At 66.4% G+C, this 19,951-nt stretch carries 20 protein-coding genes; 10 read left to right on the top strand and 10 right to left on the bottom strand.

Features of this window, described 5'->3' with window-relative positions; translation table 11 throughout:
• Positions 1–12: 12 nt before the first annotated feature.
• On the bottom strand, positions 13–816 hold the full coding sequence (locus tag KHP16_RS13105) for a maleate cis-trans isomerase family protein (protein ID WP_109582897.1): 804 nt from the start codon (positions 814–816) through the stop codon (positions 13–15).
• 185 nt (positions 817–1,001) lie between these two features.
• On the opposite strand from KHP16_RS13105, the gene KHP16_RS13100 reads away from it, so the two are divergent.
• Positions 1,002–1,718 (top strand): GntR family transcriptional regulator, encoded by a 717-nt coding sequence (locus KHP16_RS13100; RefSeq protein WP_109582898.1) that lies wholly within the window; start codon positions 1,002–1,004, stop codon positions 1,716–1,718.
• 18 nt (positions 1,719–1,736) lie between these two features.
• On the opposite strand, the gene KHP16_RS13095 is transcribed toward KHP16_RS13100, so the two are convergent.
• Positions 1,737–3,290, bottom strand: coding sequence for a methyl-accepting chemotaxis protein (locus tag KHP16_RS13095; RefSeq protein ID WP_211960340.1), 1,554 nt, complete (start codon positions 3,288–3,290; stop codon positions 1,737–1,739).
• A 151-nt stretch (positions 3,291–3,441) separates the two neighbouring features.
• On the opposite strand from KHP16_RS13095, the gene KHP16_RS13090 reads away from it, so the two are divergent.
• Both KHP16_RS13090 and KHP16_RS13085 read left to right on the top strand, forming a co-directional pair.
• Positions 3,442–3,954 carry a substrate binding domain-containing protein gene (locus KHP16_RS13090; protein WP_342344357.1) on the top strand — a complete coding sequence of 171 codons (513 nt, stop codon included), beginning with the start codon at positions 3,442–3,444 and terminating at the stop codon, positions 3,952–3,954.
• 23 nt (positions 3,955–3,977) lie between these two features.
• Positions 3,978–4,154, top strand: coding sequence for a YciI family protein (locus KHP16_RS13085; protein WP_211960338.1), 177 nt, complete (start codon positions 3,978–3,980; stop codon positions 4,152–4,154).
• 40 nt (positions 4,155–4,194) lie between these two features.
• On the opposite strand, the gene KHP16_RS13080 is transcribed toward KHP16_RS13085, so the two are convergent.
• Positions 4,195–4,749, bottom strand: a complete 555-nt coding sequence (locus KHP16_RS13080) for a TetR/AcrR family transcriptional regulator (RefSeq protein ID WP_109582901.1) — start codon at positions 4,747–4,749, stop codon at positions 4,195–4,197.
• Between the two features lie 89 nt (positions 4,750–4,838).
• Between KHP16_RS13080 and KHP16_RS13075 the strand changes: the two genes are divergently transcribed.
• Positions 4,839–5,858, top strand: a complete 1,020-nt coding sequence (locus tag KHP16_RS13075) for an NADP-dependent oxidoreductase (RefSeq protein ID WP_211960337.1) — start codon at positions 4,839–4,841, stop codon at positions 5,856–5,858.
• Positions 5,859–5,874: 16 nt separating this feature from the next.
• On the opposite strand, the gene KHP16_RS13070 is transcribed toward KHP16_RS13075, so the two are convergent.
• The 4 genes from KHP16_RS13070 to KHP16_RS13055 form a co-directional block, all read right to left on the bottom strand.
• Positions 5,875–6,174: a hypothetical protein gene (locus KHP16_RS13070; protein ID WP_179593684.1), complete on the bottom strand. Its 300-nt coding sequence runs from the start codon at positions 6,172–6,174 to the stop codon at positions 5,875–5,877.
• A gap of 285 nt (positions 6,175–6,459) precedes the next feature.
• Positions 6,460–8,253 (bottom strand): dihydrolipoyl dehydrogenase, encoded by a 1,794-nt coding sequence (lpdA, locus tag KHP16_RS13065; RefSeq protein WP_211960336.1) that lies wholly within the window; start codon positions 8,251–8,253, stop codon positions 6,460–6,462.
• Positions 8,254–8,347: 94 nt separating this feature from the next.
• Positions 8,348–9,355 (bottom strand): tripartite tricarboxylate transporter substrate binding protein, encoded by a 1,008-nt coding sequence (locus tag KHP16_RS13060; RefSeq protein WP_415831084.1) that lies wholly within the window; start codon positions 9,353–9,355, stop codon positions 8,348–8,350.
• 20 nt (positions 9,356–9,375) lie between these two features.
• Positions 9,376–11,028, bottom strand: coding sequence for an acyl CoA:acetate/3-ketoacid CoA transferase (locus KHP16_RS13055; protein ID WP_211960335.1), 1,653 nt, complete (start codon positions 11,026–11,028; stop codon positions 9,376–9,378).
• Positions 11,029–11,154: 126 nt separating this feature from the next.
• On the opposite strand from KHP16_RS13055, the gene KHP16_RS13050 reads away from it, so the two are divergent.
• Positions 11,155–11,985: an IclR family transcriptional regulator domain-containing protein gene (locus KHP16_RS13050; RefSeq protein ID WP_109582905.1), complete on the top strand. Its 831-nt coding sequence runs from the start codon at positions 11,155–11,157 to the stop codon at positions 11,983–11,985.
• A 19-nt stretch (positions 11,986–12,004) separates the two neighbouring features.
• Here KHP16_RS13050 and KHP16_RS13045 read toward each other — a convergent pair whose 3' ends face one another.
• The 3 genes from KHP16_RS13045 to KHP16_RS13035 all read right to left on the bottom strand — a co-directional run bounded on the left by KHP16_RS13045 (position 12,005) and on the right by KHP16_RS13035 (position 14,973).
• The gene (locus tag KHP16_RS13045; RefSeq protein ID WP_121491409.1) at positions 12,005–13,801 is read right to left on the bottom strand and encodes an FAD-dependent oxidoreductase; all 1,797 of its coding nucleotides are present in this window, start codon (positions 13,799–13,801) and stop codon (positions 12,005–12,007) included.
• Between the two features lie 189 nt (positions 13,802–13,990).
• The gene (locus tag KHP16_RS13040; RefSeq protein ID WP_211960334.1) at positions 13,991–14,281 is read right to left on the bottom strand and encodes a hypothetical protein; all 291 of its coding nucleotides are present in this window, start codon (positions 14,279–14,281) and stop codon (positions 13,991–13,993) included.
• A 212-nt stretch (positions 14,282–14,493) separates the two neighbouring features.
• The gene (locus tag KHP16_RS13035) at positions 14,494–14,973 is read right to left on the bottom strand and encodes a VOC family protein (RefSeq protein WP_211960333.1); all 480 of its coding nucleotides are present in this window, start codon (positions 14,971–14,973) and stop codon (positions 14,494–14,496) included.
• Positions 14,974–15,158: 185 nt separating this feature from the next.
• Here KHP16_RS13035 and KHP16_RS13030 point away from each other — a divergent pair, with 185 nt between their 5' ends.
• The 5 genes from KHP16_RS13030 to KHP16_RS13010 all read left to right on the top strand — a co-directional run bounded on the left by KHP16_RS13030 (position 15,159) and on the right by KHP16_RS13010 (position 19,948).
• Entirely contained in the window at positions 15,159–15,896 is a 738-nt protein-coding gene (locus tag KHP16_RS13030) for an ATP-binding cassette domain-containing protein (RefSeq protein WP_109582909.1), read from the top strand.
• The gene (locus KHP16_RS13025) at positions 15,893–17,227 is read left to right on the top strand and encodes an ABC transporter permease (protein WP_211960332.1); all 1,335 of its coding nucleotides are present in this window, start codon (positions 15,893–15,895) and stop codon (positions 17,225–17,227) included. The genes KHP16_RS13030 and KHP16_RS13025 overlap by 4 nt, the downstream gene beginning before the upstream one ends.
• A 110-nt stretch (positions 17,228–17,337) precedes the next feature.
• Positions 17,338–17,880: a DUF3299 domain-containing protein gene (locus KHP16_RS13020; RefSeq protein WP_211960331.1), complete on the top strand. Its 543-nt coding sequence runs from the start codon at positions 17,338–17,340 to the stop codon at positions 17,878–17,880.
• Positions 17,881–17,932: 52 nt separating this feature from the next.
• Positions 17,933–18,586, top strand: coding sequence for a DUF3299 domain-containing protein (locus KHP16_RS13015; protein WP_208648224.1), 654 nt, complete (start codon positions 17,933–17,935; stop codon positions 18,584–18,586).
• A gap of 141 nt (positions 18,587–18,727) precedes the next feature.
• Positions 18,728–19,948 carry an MFS transporter gene (locus KHP16_RS13010; protein WP_121491413.1) on the top strand — a complete coding sequence of 407 codons (1,221 nt, stop codon included), beginning with the start codon at positions 18,728–18,730 and terminating at the stop codon, positions 19,946–19,948.
• The last annotated feature ends 3 nt before the right edge of the window (positions 19,949–19,951 follow it).

The raw sequence follows: 19,951 nt of genomic DNA, 5'->3' as shown, positions 1-19,951 counted from the left end.
GCTGGCTGGCGATCAGTGATGCGACATCAGGCTGCCGAATCCATCGATCTGGTCCTTGATGCCCATCTTGCGCAGCGCGGACCAGTAGATGACCGGACCCGACGCAAACACCGGCTTGCGCAGCCATTTCTCCGCATCGTTCGCCACCTTCGCATACGCGAGGTTGGTGCCGAGCTGAAGGATCGCGTCGGGCTTCGCGGCCTCGCAGCGCATCGTCGCGGCCGCGAGTTCCTCGTACGTCTGGGAGGCCACGTGAATGATGCTCTTGCACTTGAGCCCCTCCACATGCACGACCTCGAAGCCGCGCGCCGTGAAGTAGTCGATCGCGTTCTGCTCGATCACAGGGTAGTACGGCGTCAGCAGCGCGATTTTCCTGGCGCCGCACAGCTTGAACGCCTGCTCCGCGGATTGCGCGCCCATCGTCACGTCGAGCCCGGAGATCTTCTGCAGATGCTCGAGCAGCGCAAAGCTGCCACGCTCGCCGCCCATATAGCTCTGCGACGACATGCCAAGCACCAGATGATCGATCAGCGCCTCGCGCAGCCGGCGTACCGAATCGTCGAGGTTGGCGGCGACGTTGCGCATGATGATCGACCAGTCCTCGTTCTGCACGATCTTCTGGTTCGGCACGTAGTAGCGATCCACCGCATTGATGACCCCGCGCGGCCGCATGTCCATCATCTCGTTCTCGACGTTGACGTTCGGCCCCGGCGTCATGATGCCGATCACGCCGCGCGGACCGAGTGCGTTGACGTAGCGCTGCTCGTCGTGTGTGGACCCGTCGACCTCATGGATACCCTGCTGAAATGCATTCATTTTTTCGCTACCTCCAGATTTATTCGCATTGAACATCCACTTTTATTGCCAAAGTGAATGCATGTCACTGTAGGAGCCAGCACGGCGCATGGTCAAGCGATATTGCATGCATGATCGGGTAAACACTGGGCCCTTAACCGATATCCGGCGCACATAATCGTAAAAATGCATGCATAATCGCGGTCATGAGCAAAGAATTCGTCCACAACTCCCTCCTCGACAGCCTGCGCGAGGTCTTCATTCAGGGCGACGTGCCCCCGGGCGCCAAAGTCCCGGAAGCCGAGCTATGCGAACGGTTTGGCGTGTCGCGAACGCCGTTGCGAGAAGCGCTGAAGGTGCTGGCGGCGGAAGGCCACGTCGAACTGCTGCCCAATCGCGGCGCGCGCGTGCATGTGCTGACGCTGGAGGAAGTGGATGGCCTGTTCGCGGTGGCCGGCGCGCTGGAAGCGTTGGCGGGGGAACAGGCCTGCAAGCGCATCGAGCCGCAGGCGCTCGCGGCATTGGAGGCGATGCACGAGGAATTGCGCACGGCCTTTCGCGCGCGCGATCTGGCCCCCTATTACGAGGCCAACCGCCGGATTCACGAAGCCATCGTCGCGGCCACGCACAACCCGATCTTGCAGACGCAGTACGCGCAACTGAACGCGCGCATACGGCGCATCCGCTTTGCTTCGCCGATGACCGAAGAGATCTGGTCCCGCGCGATGGCGGAGCACGAAGGCATGCTCAACGCACTGCAACGCCGCGATGCCGCGGCGATGGCGAGCATCCTGAAAACCCACCTGATGCACAAGAGCGAGGCCATCCTCGACGCATTGCGCGCCGAGGCTGCCGTGCAGAAACCCGTAAGAACCCGACGCGCGACGAACGGAAAGGCTTCGCCGTCGCCCGAGGTCGTGTAACGTCCCGAAGCGGGCGCGTTACGCCGCCACGCGGAACGCCGACACGGCGTGATGCAGCGCCCCGGCCTGGTCCTCGAGGGAGGCGGCTGCGGCGCTCGCCTCTTCTACCAATGCGGCGTTCTGCTGGGTCATCTGATCCATCTGCGACACCGCGCGGTTGACTTCCTCGATGCCCGTGCGCTGCTCCGCCGTGGCCGTGGCGATGCCATCCATGATCGCGGTCACGCGACCGACCGCGGTGACGATTTCGGCCATGGTCTGGCCGGCCTGTTCGACCAGCAGCGAGCCGCTGTCGACCTCGTTCACCGATTCCAGGATCAGCGTCTTGATTTCCTTGGCGGCGCCCGCGCTGCGCTGCGCGAGGCTGCGCACTTCGCCCGCCACCACCGCGAAGCCACGGCCCTGTTCGCCCGCGCGGGCGGCTTCCACCGCGGCGTTGAGCGCGAGGATGTTCGTCTGGAACGCGATGCCGTCGATCACGCCGATGATGTCGTTGATCTTGCGCGAGCTGGCCGTGATGCCGCGCATCTTGTCCACGACCTCGCTGGCCACGCTACCGCCACGCTCGGCGATCTGCGCGGCGTCCGAGACGTAGCGGCTGGCTTCCGCCGCGTTGTCCGCGCTCTGGCGCACGGCGGCGGTAATCTGCTCCAGGCTGGCGGCGGTTTGCTGCAGCGATGCGGCCTGCTGTTCGGTACGGCTCGACAGGTCGGTGTTGCCCGCCGCGATCTGCTGGGCCGCGGCGTTGATCGCATCGGCCGATTGCTGGATGCCGGCCACCGTATCGGCAAGCTGGTCGCGCATATGGCCGATGGCGTACATCAGGCTGCTGCGGTCATCGGGCTGCGTTTCCGCGCGTACCGTCAGGTCGCCGCCCGCCATGCGCAATGCCAGCGCCGCGGCGACAGGAGGTTCGCCGCCGACGGATTTCTGGATGCTGCGGATCACGAGCGTCGCCACCACGGAGATCGCGATGCCAAGCAGCACCAGCAGACCGAGCGATTGATACAGCGAGTTACGGAACTGCGACTCGATGTCGTCCATGTAGGTGCCCGCGACCAGGTCCCAGCCCCACGGCTTGAAGCGCGCCACGTAACCGATCTTGGGGCTCGGCGCGTCGCTGCCGGGCTTCGGCCACCAGTATTCGAGATACCCGGTCCCTTCGGACGACTCGCCGCGAGCGGCGATTTCCACATACAGCGGATACCCCTTGGCATCCTTGAAATCGCGCATGTTCTTGCCGTTCAGCTTCGCGTTGGTCGGATGCATGACCACAGCGGAATCCGCGCCGACGATGGTGACGTAGCCATCCTTGCCATAACGCTGCGCGGCGATGCGCGCGGTCGCCTGCGACTTGGCTTCTGCCTCGCTGATCTTGCCCTGCTTCGCCTGCTCGGCGTAGTCACGGATCAGGGACATCGACATATCGACGACACTGGCGAGTTCTCCGCGACGGTCGGCCAACTGCAGTTGCCGCGTCTGGAACGCATGCGTGACGGTCAGCAAGAGCAGGCCGAGCCAGGCCAGCACGAGTGGAATCCACAGTTTCTTACGCAGGGTCAGGCGATTCATTTGGGGGCGAATGATGAAAGCAGACAAGATCTGGGGTTATGGGTCTCCCCCACATATCGGAGCGTTTCCTGTTTGCTTGAGTTTTTTCATCGCCGTGCATGCTATGCGGGCATACCTCTGCACATCGGTGCTAAGGTAACCTCTCAATGCGATGGCGAACGGGAGCGCCCAGTGGATCGGATCGATGTCATGCGATTGTTCATTCGCGTCGTGGAGACAGGCAACTCGCATCGGCAGCACGCAGTACGCGACCGTGGCTTCGCCGGCCTACCTCGCGCGCGCGGGCACGCCGTCGTCCATCGAGGATCTGTCCAGGCATGCCTGCATCGCCATGATGTCGCGGGATGTGCCGCGCCTGTGGCCGTTCGCCGCGCCGCATGGCGACGTCGAGCATGTGCCGATGGGACCGGTGCGCAGCAACGATGCAGAGTACGTGCGCGCGGCCGTCCTTGCCGGCCTCGGCATCGGCCACAACGCGGGATGGCTCTATGCGCGCGATGTCGAGGCAGGCCTGCTGGTACCGCTGCTGGAGACTTTCCGGCCCGCCCCGTTTCCGATCAGCGCCGTGTGGCCCGGCAGCCGCCGATTGCCCGCGCGGACGCGCGTGTTCGTCGACTTCCTCGCGGAGACCTTCGCGGCGGATCCGCTCCTCGCGATCCGCTAGCATGCCGCGCCGGCATACGTGCTATGCCGGCGGGCCCTCTACCGGCCACCTCCTCGCGCGTCGTGCTCGACGATGGCGGCATGACGATCTTCAAGGCAAAAGACCTCGCCGAGGCCACACGCATCGCGACGGACGACCCCACGGTCAAATCGGGTTTCCTCAACGTCGAAGTGAAGATGATGTGGGTGCCGTTCCACTGAAGCGGCATCGAGATTCAGGGGGTTCGGATCCGGGTCGGCGTCATGCCATGCGACGCGTCAGGATCGCGCTGGCAATCACGTTGAGCAGCCGGTCCGCGCGCGGCGCGTGCGACGGTTGTTCGCGGAGCCACGCGAGCGCCGCGATCAGGTCGAAGAGTTCCGAACCGTCGAGATCGGCCCTGGCATGCCCGTCCCGCTGGGCCCTGGCCAGCAGCGACGCGCCCGCGGCGCGCAGGCCCACGCACGATGTGTGAAGCGCGGACTCCGGGTCTTCGATCGCGCCCATCATTGGCGCGATCACCCCGCGGTGCGCATGCGTGAACGCGATGATCTCGCGCAACCACGTGACCAGCGCATCGTCGGGATCGCGCGCCGATTCCAACGCGCGCGCCCGGTCCGCAAGCGCCTCGAAACTCGAACGCAGCAGCGCCTCCAGTAGCGCCTCTCGCGTGGGGAAGTGACGATATAGCGTCCCCAATCCCACCTCTGCCTTGCGCGCGATATCGCGCAGGGACGCATCCGCACCCTGCTCCGCGAACACTTCGCGGGCGGTCGTCAGCAGCTGGTCATAATTTTTTCTAGCGTCGGCGCGCATACCTGTCCTTGACAAACGGAGCGGCGCTCCATATATTCGGATCACTGCTCCGCTCGCAGCATATCCGAAATTCGTCCAAGGACAAAGTCATGCTACCCACCACCATGAAAGCCGTCAGGCAACACGCCCTTGGCGGCCCCGACGTATTGCGCTACGAAGATGCTCCCATGCCGGCGGCCGCCGCCGGCGAGGTCATCGTTCGCGTGTATGCGGTCGGCATCAATCCACCCGACTGGTACCTCCGCGAGGGATACAGGATGTTGCCGCCCGAGTGGCAGCCCAAGCTGTCGCTGCCGCTCATTTTGGGCACCGACATTTCCGGTGTGGTCGCGTGGGTGGCTGACGATGTGACGCAGTTCGCCGTGGGCGACAGCGTCTATGCGATGGTCCGATTCCCCGAGGGCCTCGCCGGTGGCAGCCAGGCGTATGCCGAATACGTGAGCGTGCCCGCCAGCCAACTGGCGCACAAGCCGGCCGGAATCGGCCACATGCACGCGGCCGCCGCCCCGATGTCCCTGCTTACGGCCTGGCAGTTCCTCGTCGATCCCGGCCACGACGCCCCGAATCCGCTACAGCCACAGCCGCATGTGCCCGTCCCGCTGGCCGGCAGAAGCGTCGTCGTCAACGGCGCCGCCGGCGGCGTCGGGCACTTCGCCGTGCAGGTCGCGAAGCTGCAGGGCGCGCACGTAACGGCCATCGCGTCGGGCAAGCACGAAGCCCTGCTGCGGGACCTGGGCGCCGACGCCTTTATCGACTATACGCGGACCACCCCGGAAGACGTCATCCGGGATGCCGACCTCATCGTCGACGCCGTCGGCGGCGCGGCCTCCGGTCGGTTCCTGCGCGCGATCCGGCGCGGCGGCGCGCTCTACCCCATCTTCCCGCTCGGCTTCACGGGCGCCGACGATGCCGCGGCGCTAGGCATCACGGTGTCCACAACGCAGGTCCGCTCGAACGGCCCTCAACTCGCGGAAATCGCGAAGCATCTCGACGCAGGCACGATCCGCGCGGTCATCGACAGCACCTATCCGCTATCCAACGCCCAAGCGGCTCACGAACGCGCCGCGCGCGGCCACATCCAGGGAAAGCTCGTGCTGGCGGTGCAATGAGGCGAGATGCATGCGTTCAATCGTGGCGAAGCCCGATGCGGCCGGGCGCCATGCCCACAGGCGGGTCGCCCTCCCCGGCACCGGCGAATTCGCCTTCCACCTGATGCAGTTGTGCCATCAGCGAGTCGCGCACCCCGCGGCAGATCGCGACCGATGCGCGGAGGGATCTCAGCAGGCGCAGACCCAGGTCATCGTCCTGTCCCGACGAACGCAGTTCCCGGACGACCCGGATCTGCTTGCGAACCTGCCGCCGGCCGGCAGCAATTCTGTCTTCGGCGGTGGCGAGCCTCGTTAGTAGATATGTGCGATCTGGCATGTTTAGAGGTTACGTCGGAATGTTCCCAGAACATACGCCGATTTTCCTCACGCACAAAGACAATAAGCCGCCGCCACACACAGAAAAAAGGCCCGTCATGCGGACGGGCCAACTTCAAGGACCAAAGGAGCCTTCAAACGAAGGAAGGCGATTCGAGTGTAGGCTTCGGCGCCGGCGCGACGCATGTTCGCTTTGCTCGCCTTCCGGATGCCGCCTTCCGGATGCCGCCTTCCGGATGCCGCCTTCCGGATGCCGTATTCCGCGCATGCGCCGCGCCAGTCTCGCTTACATGTTGAGAGAGCGCTTCCGCACCGCGAGCGCCGCCTCCCGCATGGCCTCGGGCAGCGACGGATGCGCGTGGCTGATCATGCCGATGTCTTCGGAGGCGGCCTTGAATTCCATCGCGACGACCGCTTCGGCGATCAGGTCGGAGGCGTTCGTGGACACGATATGCACGCCGAGGATCTCGTCGGTCTTCGCGTCCGCGATCATCTTGACGAAGCCTTCGGGGTGCCCGAGTCCCAGCGCGCGGCCATTGACCGCCATGGGGAACTGCCCCGCGCGGTACTCGCGGCCTTCGGCCTTGAGCTGGGCTTCGGTCTTGCCGACCCATGCGATCTCGGGTTCGGTGTAGATGACCCACGGAATGCAGTTGTAGTCGATATGCGGCTTCTGGCCGTCGATGACCTCGGCGACCAGCACGCCCTCGTCTTCCGCCTTGTGGGCCAGCATCGGCCCGCGCACGACATCGCCAATCGCATAGATGCCCGGCACCGACGTGCGGCAATGATCGTCCACGGGAATAAAGCCGCGCGCATCGGCCGCGAGCCCGACCTGGTCGAGGCCGAGGTTGTCCGTGTTCGGCACGCGGCCGATCGACACGATCAGGCGGTCCGCCTCGAGCTTGTGGTCCTTGCCATCCTTGTCCTGATAGGCGATCTTGACGCCCTTGGCCGACGTGGCGATGTCGCCGATTTTCACACCCAATTCGATCGTCAGGCCCTGCTTCTTGAACTGTTTCGCCGCTTCCCTGGCCACGCCTTCATCGACCGTGGGCAGGAAACCCGGCAGCGCTTCCAGCAGCGTGACTTCCGCGCCGAGCCGGCGCCAGACCGAACCGAGCTCCAGCCCGATCACGCCCGCCCCGATCACCGCGAGCTTCTTCGGCACCGAGTCGAACGACAGCGCGCCCTCGTTGTCGGAGACGATCTTGTTGTCCACGGGCACGTTCGGCAGATGGCGCGCCTTCGAACCCGTGGCGATGATCACGTCGCGTGCCGCATAGGATTGGGTCTTGTCGCCCTCGGTCACATCCACCACGAATGCGCCATCCGCCGCGCGCTGGTTGAACTTGCCATGACCCTTGAGCCAGGTGACCTTGTTTTTCTTGAACAGGAATTCCACGCCGCCCGTGAACTTGTCGACGATGGCGGCCTTGCGCTTGAGCATCTGCGGCAGATCCAGCGTCACGCCCTGCACGCGCACGCCGTGCTCGGCCATGCCATGCTGCGCTTCCTCGAAGCTCTCCGACGAGGCGAGCAGCGCCTTGCTCGGAATGCAGCCGACATTGAGACAGGTCCCGCCGAGGCGCGGCTTGCCCGCATCGTCGATCCACTCCTCGACGCATGCCACATTGCGGCCCAGCTGCGCGGCACGAATCGCGGCAATATAGCCACCGGGGCCGCCACCGATCACGATGACGTCGTAGTCAACCTTGGCCGATGCGCTGACCCCCGGACCGGCGGCGGGAGCGGGTGCCGAGGCGGTAGGTGCGGGAACTGGCGCGGAGGCCGGCGCCGGTGCGGCGGCAGCGGCCGGGGCGGCCGCGGTGGCCTTGCCCTCGGTATCGACCACCGCGATCACCTCGTCCGCGCGAACCGTCGCCCCATCGGGCTGCAGGATCTTCGCCAGGACGCCGGCCGCGGGACTCGGCACCTCCAGCGTGACCTTGTCCGTTTCAATCTCGATGAGGATCTCGTCCTGCCCGACCGCCTCGCCAACCTTCTTCTTCCATTGGATCAGGGTCGCTTCCGAAACCGACTCGGAGAGCTGGGGAACCTTCACATCGATCGTTGTCATGGTCATCCTCGTTGAACTGTCGTGCGACGAAAACTGCTCCAACCCGCAAGTGTATGGCGTTGAGCGGCATTGCGCATCTTCAACGAGGGTGACGTCAATCGCTGCGAATGTTGTTGTCCTTGATGACCTTGCCCCACCTGGCATAGTCCGCCTGCATGCGCGACGTCAGCTGCTCGGGCGGCAGGTAGGAGGCGATCGTCCCCGCGCCCAGCATCTTCTGTTGCACCGCAGGGTCCGCCAGCGCGCCCTTCAGCGCATCCGACAGCTTCGCCACGACCTCCTTCGGCGTGCCGGCCGGCACGAGCAAACCGCCCCACGAGGACGCGTCGAACCCCGGAAAGCCTTGCTCGGCCACCGTCTTGACGTCCGGCGCGAACGACACACGCTTGCCCGACCCCACGGCGATGGGCCGCAGCTTGCCCGCCTTGATATGCGGCAACGCAGCAATCATGTCCGAAAACATCATCGGCACCTGCCCGGCCAGCAGATCGGCGATGGCGGGCGCGCTGCCCTTGTACGGCACGTGCTGCACATCGAAATGACCGAGGTTCTTCAGCAGCTCCGTCGAGAGATGGCCGAAGCTGCCATTGCCCGCGCTCGTGTAGTTGGTTTGCCCCGGCGCGGCCTTCGCCCTGGCGATGTATTGCTGGAGGTCCGTCACATCGGGCAGCGCGTTGGGGTTCACCACCATGACGATCGGCAACTCGTAGGCGTTACCGACGGGCGCGAAGTCCTTGAAGATGTCATAGCTCTTGCGCGGCAGCAGATGGGGCGCGAGCAGCGTGGGCGTGGCGAGCATGACCAGTGTGTAGCCGTCGGGCGCGGCCTTGGCGACCGTCTCCGTGCCGATCGTTCCCGATGCGCCGGGGCGGTTGTCGATCACGAACGTGGTCTTCAGCGTGTCGCCCATCTTCTGGCCGATGATGCGCGCGGCCGTATCGGTGGGGCCGCCCGCGGGGAACGGCACGACGAGGCGGATGGGCTTGTCGGCGGGGAAAGGCGCCTGGGCAAGGGCCGGGGTCGCCGCCGCCATGGCCACCATGGCTGCCATGGCCAGCGTGCCTGGCATGAAGAGGGTCCCGCGTGCGTGACGGTACGTCATATGTGTCCTCCAGTGACTACTCATTGTTTTTTCAGCTTCATGACACCCGGCCTGAACAGCCGCGCATCCATCGGGCGCAGATCCTCCGCCACGGCGATCGGCGTCGCGCACTGGTCGAGCACATCGCGCTGCAAGTCGATGCCCGGCGCGATCTCCACCAGTGTCAGGCGCGACTCGCCCTTCGCGTCGGGACGCATCTCGAACACCGCCCGCTCCGTGATGTAGATCACCGGTATGCCGAGCGACGCGACATACGGCCCGTTGAAGCTCAGATGCGATACCTCGGGCACGATCTTTTTCACGCGCCCCTCCTTCGCGATGACGAGCCGCTCATCCTCGACGGCAACCTCGAGTCCTCCGGCTGTCAGCGTGCCCATGAAGACCACCGCCCGCGCACTCTGCGTGATGTTGATGAAGCCGCCCACGCCCGCGATGAGCGCGTTCTCGCCTTCGCCGAACTTGCTCACGTTGACGTTGCCGTGCCCATCGAGTTCGGCAAGCCCGAGAATCGCGAGGTCGATACCGCCGCCCTCGTAAAAATCGAACTGCGCGGGCTGATCGATGACGGCCTCGGGGTAGGCCGACGCGCCGAAACTCAGCCCGTCGGCGGGCGTGCCGCCAATCGGACCGGCCTCCACGGTCAGCGTGAAACCATCGAGCCCGGCGCGATGGGCGAGCGCCCCGACAGCCGCGGGCATGCCCACACCGAGATTGACGACGCGCGGCGCGCGGGCCGCAAGTTCCATCACCGCGCGGCGCTGCACGATCGTGCGCGCATCGAGCGGGGACGCGGCGGAGGGTAAGGCCTCCGCTTCTTTCGCGGCCTCCGCGGCATGCGCGGCTTCGCCACGCCAGGGCCTCACGTAGGCCTCGTTATAGACCTCCGCGAAGGTCATCTGGTGATGCTCGGGCGCTTCGCTGACCACCACGTAGTCGACGAGAATGCCGGGCACATGGATCGCCTGCAGGATCTCGTGGCGATCGACGAGCGACTCGACCTGCGCGATGACGATGCCGCCCGAGTTGTGCGCGGCCTGCGCCATCGCCAGCAGTTCGTGATGAAATGCTTCGCGATGCGTGCTGAGGTTGCCGCGCGAATCGGCGGCCGTGCAGCGGATCAGTGCGCAGTCGATGCGGAAGCTCGGATAGAACAGGTACTCGTCGCCACGGAACTCGACGGCCTCCACCCAATTGGCGGTGCCCGCGGTCACCGCGTCGCGGGCCCGCGCGTTGATGGCGCCACCGTGATAGCGCGCATCGTGTCTCGTGCGTGGATCGACGAACGTATGCAGTCCGACCTTGGTCAGCACACCGGGCTTGCCGCCCGCGATCGCCCGGTAGAGATGCGTGATCACGCCCTGCGGCAGGTTGTAGCCCTCGCAGGCCTCCTGCATGGCGAGCGTCGCGAGGCGCGTGGCCGAACGCCAGTGGCCGCCGACAATCGCGCGCGTCATGCCGGCATTACCGAAGTGATTGACGCCGCGCGCGCCGCGATCGCCCTGCCCCGCGGAATACACGAGCGTCAGATCGCGCGGCATTCCGCCTTGCAGAAAGCGGCGCTCGAGCGCCTCGGTCACGCCCTCCGCATGGCCCGCGCCGACGAATCCCGCGCTGGCAACGGTCCATCCGCTCTGGACGAGCGCCGCCGCCTGGCTGGCCGTGATGACCTTCATCGCCTGTCTCCCGATTCTTGTAATTTGCGAACATTTGTTCGGAAAACGAATATCATACGGATCGCACCGCCAGATGCAAGTCCCGATAAACACTCCCCCCTGCCCTCACACCCACGCCGAATCGCTATGCCACGCGCCGCACCCGCCGACAAAGCAGACGCCATCGACGCCGAGAACGAAAGCGCTAACGAAGCGCCAAAAAAGGAAGAACTCCTCGACTCGCTGACCAAGGGGCTGGCGTTGCTGCGGCTGTACGCGACGGGCGTGGACGGACTGACGATGCAGGAGGTGGCGGAACAGCTCGACGTGACGCGCGCGGCCGCGCGGCGGCTGCTGCTGACGCTCGTGCACAACGAATACCTCGTGCAGGAGGGCCGGAAATTCGTGCTGACGCCAAAGGTGATGGACCTCGGCTACGCGTACTTCGCGTCGATGAACCTGCCGCAACTCGCGCGCCCCTATCTGCAGGCGCTATGCGCGGAGGTGGGTGAGAGCTGCTCCATCGGCATGCTCGATCACGAATCGGTGGTGCTGGTCGCACGCGAAGAGCCGCACCAGCTGCTGCGCGTAGACATGGCGATCGGCCGCCGCATGCCGGCCTATGCCCACTCGCTCGGCCGTGTGCTGCTGGCCGGGCTCGACGACAACGCGCGCGACGCCTATCTGAAGCAGGCGGCACTGCGCAAGCTGACGCCCTTCACGGTGACATCGCGACAAACCCTTTCCCGCAAGCTCGCGGAGATCCGCCGCCAGGGCCATTGCACGCTGATCAGCGAACTCGTCGATGGATTCGCGGGCATCTCGGTGCCGCTGCACGACCAGACCGGCAAGGTCGTGGCGGGCGTGGGCCTGAGCATGGTGCTCGGCAGCCGCGATCAGGCGTTTCTCGAGAAGCGTTTTCTGCCGGCGCTGCGGGCCACCGCGGAGAAGATCGAAGCGATCTTGAAGGGACGGTAGCCCGCCGCCAGCGGGGATATCAGACGGTAGCCGGCGCCAACGCCACCGCCGCCGCACTGGCGGATGCCGCCACCGAGGATGCCGACGACGCCGCCAGAAACTCGTGAATCTGCGCGACGACAGCAGCGCCCTCGCCAATCGCGCCACCGACGCGCTTGACCGACCCGGATCGCACATCGCCCACCGCAAACACGCCGGGCACGCAGGTCTCCAGCGCGGCGGGGAGCCGATCCGCCGGCCCGTCCACGGCGGCCGCACCGGTGCGCACGAAACCCGAACGGTCGGTGGTCACGTCGCAGCCCTCCAACCAGCGCGTTTCGGGTTCGGCGCCGACGAACAGGAACACGTTGCGGATATTGCGCTCGGTCTCCACGCCCGTCTGCCGGTTCTGCCACGTCACGCCGACGAGGCCGTCGCACGAGCCCTTGTGGAGCGCAACCAATTCCGTATGCGGCAGCAGTTCGATGTTCGGCGTGGCCGCGATGCGATCGATCAGGTAGCGCGACATCGTTGCCGCGAGTCCCGGTCCACGCACGAGCATGTTCACCTTGCCCGCGTGCTGCGACAGGAAGACGGCGGCCTGGCCCGCCGAGTTACCGCCGCCGACGAGCGCCACTTCGGCATTCGCGCAGCTGCGCGCCTCGATCGCCGAGGCCCAGTACCACACGCCGCGTCCCTCGAAGTCCGGCAGCATGGGGACATTGGGCCGGCGATAGCGCGCGCCGCTCGCGATCACGACCGTGCGCACGCGCAGGCGGCGGCCATCGGTCAGCTCGATCTGCATCACGTTGTCGGGTCCGGTCCGCTCGCAATCGAGCAGGCGCACCTCGGACGGAATCCACAACTCGGCGCCGAATTTCTCGGCCTGCACATGGGCGCGGCCGGTAAGCGCGGCGCCGGAGATACCGGTCGGAAAGCCCAGGTAGTTCTCGATGCGGGCACTGGCGCCGGCCTGCCCGCCATACGCGCGACGATCGAGCACCACGACATGCAGGCCTTCGGACGCGGCGTACACCGCGGTGGCGAGGCCCGCGGGCCCGGCGCCGACTACGGCGACATCGAAGATCTCGTTCCGCTCGCCGGTATCGACCATACCCATGCAGCGGGCCAGTTCCGTTTCCGTCGGATTGACGAGCACCGCGCCGCTCGGGCAGACGGCCACCGGATCGCCCGCCGCGGCGCCGTATTGCTCGATGAGTGCGGCGGCACCGGCATCCTCGCGCGCGTCCACCACGCGATACGGCTCGCCATTGCTGCGCAGAAAGCTTTCCAGATGCAACAGCGCGCCCGATCCGGGACGCCCGATCAGCACGGGACCGCTCTCGCCCCATTCGATCAGGGACACGCGGCGCAGGATCAGCGCGCGGATCAGCCGCTCGCCGAGGTCCGCCTCTTCGACGATCAGCGCGCGCAATTCCTGCGGCGTAACGAGCAGCGTTTCGACATGATCGATGGCGACGGCATCCACGAGCGAGGGCTTGCCCGACATCGCGGCCAGTTCGGCGGCGAAGTCGCCGCGCGTGAACTGCGTCAGCGGCCGCGTATTGCCGAGCCCGTCACGTTGGTTGATCTGCACGGTGCCGTCGAGAATGACGAACATCCCGGCCGTCCGCACGCCCGTGCATTCCAGGTGCCCGCCCGGCGCATAGCAGCGCAACGTCCCGAACCGCCCAATGCGGGCGAGCTCGGGCTCCGAGAACCGCATGTACATCTGATGATGCCGGGACGACATCGAGGCCGGAATGTCGCGGTCCACCGCGCTGGCGGTCGCTTCGGATGCTGCTTCGGTTGCCGTATCAGTCGTCTTGCTGGTCATCGCTGCTCCCCTGCAGGTTATCGGCGCGGGCACCAGCCTGAACGTTACTCCGACTCCGTGACAACGGTAAATGAAATGCGCGTGAAGCGCTGTTAACGACGCATCCGCCGGCGAATGCTGCCACGCCGGCGGATGAACGGTGGTCGGGCTGCGGGTTTCAGGATGCAAGGCGTACCGCCGCCCGAGCCATCAGGACAGATGCGAGGCGCACTCTCCTCGCACGGGCATGGCACGCGCGCCGTCGGTATACGTATCGCGCATGCCGATACGGTTGCCGCCGTCGGTATAGGGATCGCGCGGGCCCATGCGGGTACCGTCGGTGTAGGGATCGAAGCCGCCCAGCTTGCACGTGGTGCTCACATGCTTTGTGGACGCACTGGCCGGAACGAAGGTATCGCTCCATGCGGCGTGCGCGGCCTGAGACAGGCCGAAGGTCATCGTGGAAACAACAAACAGGGTCTTGGCAAGCTTCGTATACATCTCGACTACTCCAACGCAAACTCCAATCGGTAAGGGATGCGGCCTGGCATGGATTGCCAAACCGTGGAGCCATTGTCGGAAATCGATCGGTCCCGGACATGAGGCGAGCGTCCCGGTTCCGGCCGCGATCGGGCCGGAACGCGCCGGAATGCATGGGACATCGGTCCCCCGCGAGGGATTACCCTACCCTCGTTTATTGTCGATCAGCCCCTTCAGCCCTTCACCGCGGCCTCGATCTTTGCCACGTCGATCTTTGTCATCGACATCATGGCCGTAAAGGCGCGCCTGGCCGCGGCGCGGTCCTTGCTCGTGTACGCCTCCGTCAGCACGCGCGGCGTGATCTGCCACGAGATGCCCCATTTGTCCTTGCACCAGCCGCACACGCTTTCCTGCCCGCCGTTCCCGACGATCGCGTTCCAGAGGCGGTCCGTCTCCGCCTGATCGTCGGTGGCGATCTGGAACGAAAACGACTCGTTATGCTTGAACTCGGGCCCGCCATTCAGGCCGATGCAGGGAATGCCCGCGACGGTGAATTCGACGGTGATGACGTCGCCCTCCTTGCCCGAGGGATAGTCGCTTGGGGCATGGTGCACCGCGACGACGCGGCTGTCCGGGAAGGTTGTCGCGTAGAAATTGGCCGCCTCTTCCGCGCCGCCGTCGTACCACAAACAGATCGTGTTCTTGGGTATCACGTCGTCTCTCCTTGTCTTTGTGCCTTGCTGTTGTGCCCTGCCGTTGTGCCTTGCCATGGTGCATCGATTGCTACGATACGACCCCGCCGCGACGCGCGCAAAGCGCAGTTTTGTAAGCAGATAACATTCGACATTGCAACTAAGTTGCATTAATCTTGCCGACTGCCCCATCACCCGCACCATCCATGTCACCGCACCCACGCGCCCCAGTTACTGCCCAGGCGGTCGCCCTGCAGAAGGTCGTGTTCGCATGGCCGGGCCAACGCGACGCCTGCCTCCGCATCGACCGTTTCGACGCCGCCCCAGGCGAGCATGTGTTCGTCTCCGGCGAGAGCGGCAGCGGCAAAAGCACGCTGCTCGGCCTGCTCGCGGGCGTGCTGGTCCCGACCGAAGGCGCGATCGACGTCTGCGGCACCGCATTGCACACGCTATCCGGCGCGCAGCGCGACCGCTTCCGCGCCGACCGCATGGGCATCATCTTCCAGCAGTTGAATCTGCTTCCCTACCTGTCCGTGCTCGACAACGTCCTGCTCGCCTGCCGGTTCTCCGCGGCGCGTCGCGAACGCGTGCGGGAACAAGGGGACAACCCCGCCGATGCCGCGGCGATGCTGCTGGGCCGCCTCGACCTGCCCGAAGCGCTGTGGCATCGCCCCGCGTCGCAACTTTCCGTGGGGCAGCAACAACGGGTCGCCGCGGCCCGCGCGCTGCTCGGCCGGCCGCAACTGATCCTGGCCGACGAGCCAACGTCCGCGCTCGATGCCGCGCGGCAGGCGGCGTTCATGGATCTGCTGCAACGCGAGTGCCGCGCGGTGGGCGCAAGCCTCATCTTCGTCAGCCACGATGAACGTCTGGCCCGGCATTTCGACCGGCATTTCGACCGGAGATTCGCCATGCCGATGCCGGCGATGGAGGCCACGGCATGACGCTGTTCGGCCTTGCCGCGCGCAGCGCGTGGAACCGGCGGTACAACCTGCTGCTGATGATCGTGGTCATCGCGCTCTCCACGGCGCTGCTGCTCGGCGTGGAGCGCATCCGCCAGCAGGTGCGGGCGGGGTTTTCTCAATCGGTGTCGGGCACGGACCTGATCGTCGGCGCGCGGGGCAGCCCAATGCAGCTGATGCTCTATACGGTCTTCCACCTCGGCAGCGCGACCAACGACATGAGCTGGGACAGCGCGCGCCGCATCGCCGCGCATCCGCTTGTGGCCTGGACGATACCGGTGTCGCTAGGGGATTCGCATCGCGGATTTCCCGTGTTGGCGACCAATGGCGACTACTTCCGGTACTACCGTTATGGCGCGCAGCACGCGTTGCGGCTGGCCGAGGGGCAGCCGCTCGATGCGCGGTCCGATGGGCTGTTCGATGCGGTGATCGGCGCGGAGGTCGCTCGCGCGCTGCACTACAAGCTCGGCGATCGGATCGTGCTGAGTCATGGAGACGCGGGTGGGGACGCGGATGGCGATGAGCACGACCATGGCCCGCTCGGCGCGCATCACGCGCATGCGGACAAGCCGTTCGTCGTGACGGGCATTCTCGCGCCGACGGGCACGCCCGTTGACCGCACCGTGCACATCACGCTCGAGGCGATGGAAGCGATCCACCTCGACTGGCAGGCTGGCGCCCCGATCCCCGGCATGAGCATTTCCCGGCAGCTCGTGCGCAAGTTCGACCTGACGCCCAGACACGTAACGGGTCTGCTTGTCGGCCTGAAGCTGCGCTCGCGCGTGTTCGCCATGCAGCGCGAGATTGCCGACGGGATCGCCGACGACAAACAAGAGCCGTTGATGGCCGTGCTGCCTGGCGTCGCGCTCGACGAACTCTGGGACATGATCGGGGTGGCCGAGACCGGCATGCGGCTGATGTCGGTGCTCGTCATTGCGGTGGGACTCGCGGGACTGATATCGTCCATCCTCGCCGCGCTGGGCGAACGCCGCCGCGAACTCGCTATCCTGCGCGCGGTGGGCGCGCGGCCGCTGGATCTGCTGTGGCTGCTCGCGGCAGAGGGCTTCTGCCTGATGCTCGCCGGCACGCTTGCCGGATACCTGCTGGTGACCGTGGCGTCGGTCGCCGTCGCGCCCTGGTTGCAGGCGAGCCTTGGCATCGCGTTGCCGGTGGCCTGGCCGCAGGCAAGCGACCTGGCGAGGGAGTTGTGGCTGCTCGCCGCAATCGTGGCCGCGGGCGCGGTGGCCTCGCTGCTGCCGGGCTGGCGCGCATACCGGCTGAGCCTCGCGGATGGCTTGACTCCGAATACATGAAATCGACTGTAGCGCCGACTGTACGACCCATACCCCCATGCCCGATGGCGGCCCCCCATGGCCCACCTCCGGCCCGCCGCGGGGCCGGGGGAAGGCGCTTTCCTGAACCCATGACCATGCCCTCCCGACGCCTGACCCTGCAAGCCCTCGCCGCACTCGGCGGCGCCTGCCTGCTGCCGACCGCGCGCGCGGACACTACGGTGCGCGAGCTCAAGTGGTCCGCGCTGCTGCCCGCGGGCTGGGACGCGAAGGCCCCGCTGCAAGGGCTCGACCTCGACAGTCTCGAGGACAACGATCCCCGCGCGCGGGAAGCGCTCGCGCGGGCCCGCGACTATTGGAAGTCCGCGCCGGTCGAACGCTCTCTCGACGGCGTGCGCGCAAGGCTGCCCGGCTACGTCGTGCCGATGTCCGGCGACGCGCGCATCATCGGCGAGTTCCTGCTGGTGCCATACTTCGGGGCATGCATCCACGTACCGCCCCCGCCGGCCAACCAGATCGTGCATGTAAAGCTCGACAAACCCTCCCGCACGCCGCTCCGCGTGATGCGCGCGGTGTGGGTCACGGGCACCCTGCGCGTCGAACGGTTGACGTCGGCGATGGGCGATGCGGGCTATGCCATGCATGGCGCGAGCGTGGAAACCTATACCCGTTGATGTGCCACCGCCGCGCGATGCGCGGCCAGGGCCCGCAGTACCCGAGACACCCATGACATCCCGAGGCCCGCGCCTGTCCGCCCCCCTTCTGGCCACCGCGGCCATCGTCCTGTGCACCGCCGCGGTCGTGGCCGGCGCGTACTGGCTGCGATCCGCGCCGCAGAGACCTACCCCTGCAGCCACCTCCACCACAGTGGCCGCCGCGCAACCCTCGATACCCGAATCACCGCCGGCATCCGGCACGCCCACGGGCAACTTCCGGGACATCGACTGGCAGGCCCTGCTGCCCAAAGGCTGGGACCCGATGGCCCCCTTCAAGGGCCTGAAGCTGGACGAGATGGAAGACAACGATCCGCGCGCCGAAGCCGCCATGGACAAGGCGCGCAAGTTCTGGCAAACCGCACCCATCGAACCGTCGCTCGACGGCGCAGCGGTACGGCTGCCGGGGTTCGTGGTCTCCCTCGACGGAGAGGGCGAAGCCATACGCGAGTTCCTGCTGGTGCCGTACTTCGGCGCCTGCATCCATGTGCCACCCCCGCCTGCCAACCAGGTCGTTCACGTCCGCACGAATCGCCCGCTGGAAGGTCTGCGCACGATGGACACGGTATGGATCCGCGGCACCCTGCGCGTGGAGCGCGCGGAGACGATGATGGGCGAGGCAGGCTACGGCATGAAGGACGCCATGCTCGAGCCGTATCGGCCCTGACGACGCGCGCCAATCCGCCCTGCAGAACGGCCAGCCACCGGCCTCACCCCCGCCGCACGGTCGTTCTGTGGAAATTCGTTGACTTGGCTACAATCTCGGAGGCCCGCAGAGGCCATCCAGATAACGACACCGAGACACGACATGTCCAACCCCTTGCGTTCCGCGCTGCCGATCCTCGTCGGCGCGTCCGTCATGCTGTCCCTCGCCATGGGATTGCGCCAGAGCCTGGGGATCTTCGTCCCGCCGCTCACGCGCGACATCGGCATTTCCGTGGGCGACTTCACGATCGCCGTCGCCGTGCAGAACCTCACGTGGGGCTTGCTGCAGCCATTCGCGGGGGCGTTCGCCGTGCGCGTGGGGTTTCGGCCGTTGATGATCGGCGGGTCGCTGCTGTACCTCGTCGGCCTGCTCCTGCTGGCGACCTCGCAGGGACTCTGGACCGTGATCCTCGGCGCCGGCCTGCTGATCGGCGCCGCCATGGCGACCACGGGCACGGCGATGTCGATGGCCGCCGCGTCCCATGCGGTGCCACCGCATGTCCGCAGCCTCGTGCTTGGCTTCGTGTCGGCCTGCGGCTCGCTCGGCGCGATGATTGCCGCGCCGCTCGGGCAGGCGATCTCGCAGGGATGGGGCTGGCGGCTCGGTGTCGCTTCGTTCGTCATCCTCGCGCTGATCATGTTGCCCGCGGCGTGGACGGCCGGGCGCGTCGATACCCTGCGTCAGGCCACGCCCACGCATGCCCCGGTCGAACAATCCGGCCGTCACGCGCTGACGAGCGCGCTGCGCCATCCGCCGTTTGTCGTCATGGCGCTGGCCTATACGGTCTGCGGCATGCAACTGGTCTTCCTGACCACGCACCTGCCGGCCTACCTCGATCTCTGCGGCATGGACCCGATGCTCTCCGCCAAGGCGCTGGGTCTGATCGGCGGCTTCAACGTGCTCGGCAGCCTGTTCTTCGGCTGGGCCGGCGGCCGCGTCAACAAGCTGCATCTGCTGGGCTGCATCTACATCCTGCGCTCGCTGGGCTTCGTCTGGTACTTCCACGTGTCGCCGACGCCCGAGACGACGATGATCTTCGCATCGGTGATGGGCTTCCTGTGGCTCGGCGTGTCGCCGCTCGTGCAGGGCTGGATCGCGCAGACGTTCGGCCTGCGCTGGCAGGCGATGATCGCCGGCGTGGCCTTCTTCAGCCATCAGATCGGCAGCTTCATCGGCGCGTTCGGCGGCGGCTGGCTGTACGAGCTTGCGCGCAACTACGACACGGCATGGAAGGTCGGCGCGGCGATGGGCTTGTGCGTTGGCGCCATGCAGATCGCGTTCGCATTCGCCTCGCGGACGCAGGCGCCGCGGCTGGCGACCTGAGTC

This window comes from Cupriavidus plantarum, assembly GCF_905397285.1.
Taxonomy (GTDB): domain Bacteria; phylum Pseudomonadota; class Gammaproteobacteria; order Burkholderiales; family Burkholderiaceae; genus Cupriavidus; species Cupriavidus plantarum.
Note: the sequence above shows the minus strand (reverse complement) of the source record. Positions and strands in the feature narration are given on the sequence as shown.

Bases quoted from the DNA above. Each gene is read 5' to 3' on its own strand.
- KHP16_RS13105 (WP_109582897.1), bottom strand. From the start codon at position 816: ATGAATGCATTTCAGCAGGGTATCCATGAGGTCGACGGGTCCACACAC.
- KHP16_RS13100 (WP_109582898.1), top strand. From the start codon at position 1,002: ATGAGCAAAGAATTCGTCCACAACTCCCTCCTCGACAGCCTGCGCGAG.
- KHP16_RS13095 (WP_211960340.1), bottom strand. From the start codon at position 3,290: ATGAATCGCCTGACCCTGCGTAAGAAACTGTGGATTCCACTCGTGCTG.
- KHP16_RS13090 (WP_342344357.1), top strand. From the start codon at position 3,442: ATGGCGAACGGGAGCGCCCAGTGGATCGGATCGATGTCATGCGATTGT.
- KHP16_RS13085 (WP_211960338.1), top strand. From the start codon at position 3,978: ATGCCGGCGGGCCCTCTACCGGCCACCTCCTCGCGCGTCGTGCTCGAC.
- KHP16_RS13080 (WP_109582901.1), bottom strand. From the start codon at position 4,749: ATGCGCGCCGACGCTAGAAAAAATTATGACCAGCTGCTGACGACCGCC.
- KHP16_RS13075 (WP_211960337.1), top strand. From the start codon at position 4,839: ATGCTACCCACCACCATGAAAGCCGTCAGGCAACACGCCCTTGGCGGC.
- KHP16_RS13070 (WP_179593684.1), bottom strand. From the start codon at position 6,174: ATGCCAGATCGCACATATCTACTAACGAGGCTCGCCACCGCCGAAGAC.
- lpdA (WP_211960336.1), bottom strand. From the start codon at position 8,253: ATGACAACGATCGATGTGAAGGTTCCCCAGCTCTCCGAGTCGGTTTCG.
- KHP16_RS13060 (WP_415831084.1), bottom strand. From the start codon at position 9,355: ATGACGTACCGTCACGCACGCGGGACCCTCTTCATGCCAGGCACGCTG.
- KHP16_RS13055 (WP_211960335.1), bottom strand. From the start codon at position 11,028: ATGAAGGTCATCACGGCCAGCCAGGCGGCGGCGCTCGTCCAGAGCGGA.
- KHP16_RS13050 (WP_109582905.1), top strand. From the start codon at position 11,155: ATGCCACGCGCCGCACCCGCCGACAAAGCAGACGCCATCGACGCCGAG.
- KHP16_RS13045 (WP_121491409.1), bottom strand. From the start codon at position 13,801: ATGACCAGCAAGACGACTGATACGGCAACCGAAGCAGCATCCGAAGCG.
- KHP16_RS13040 (WP_211960334.1), bottom strand. From the start codon at position 14,281: ATGTATACGAAGCTTGCCAAGACCCTGTTTGTTGTTTCCACGATGACC.
- KHP16_RS13030 (WP_109582909.1), top strand. From the start codon at position 15,159: ATGTCACCGCACCCACGCGCCCCAGTTACTGCCCAGGCGGTCGCCCTG.
- KHP16_RS13025 (WP_211960332.1), top strand. From the start codon at position 15,893: ATGACGCTGTTCGGCCTTGCCGCGCGCAGCGCGTGGAACCGGCGGTAC.
- KHP16_RS13020 (WP_211960331.1), top strand. From the start codon at position 17,338: ATGACCATGCCCTCCCGACGCCTGACCCTGCAAGCCCTCGCCGCACTC.
- KHP16_RS13015 (WP_208648224.1), top strand. From the start codon at position 17,933: ATGACATCCCGAGGCCCGCGCCTGTCCGCCCCCCTTCTGGCCACCGCG.
- KHP16_RS13010 (WP_121491413.1), top strand. From the start codon at position 18,728: ATGTCCAACCCCTTGCGTTCCGCGCTGCCGATCCTCGTCGGCGCGTCC.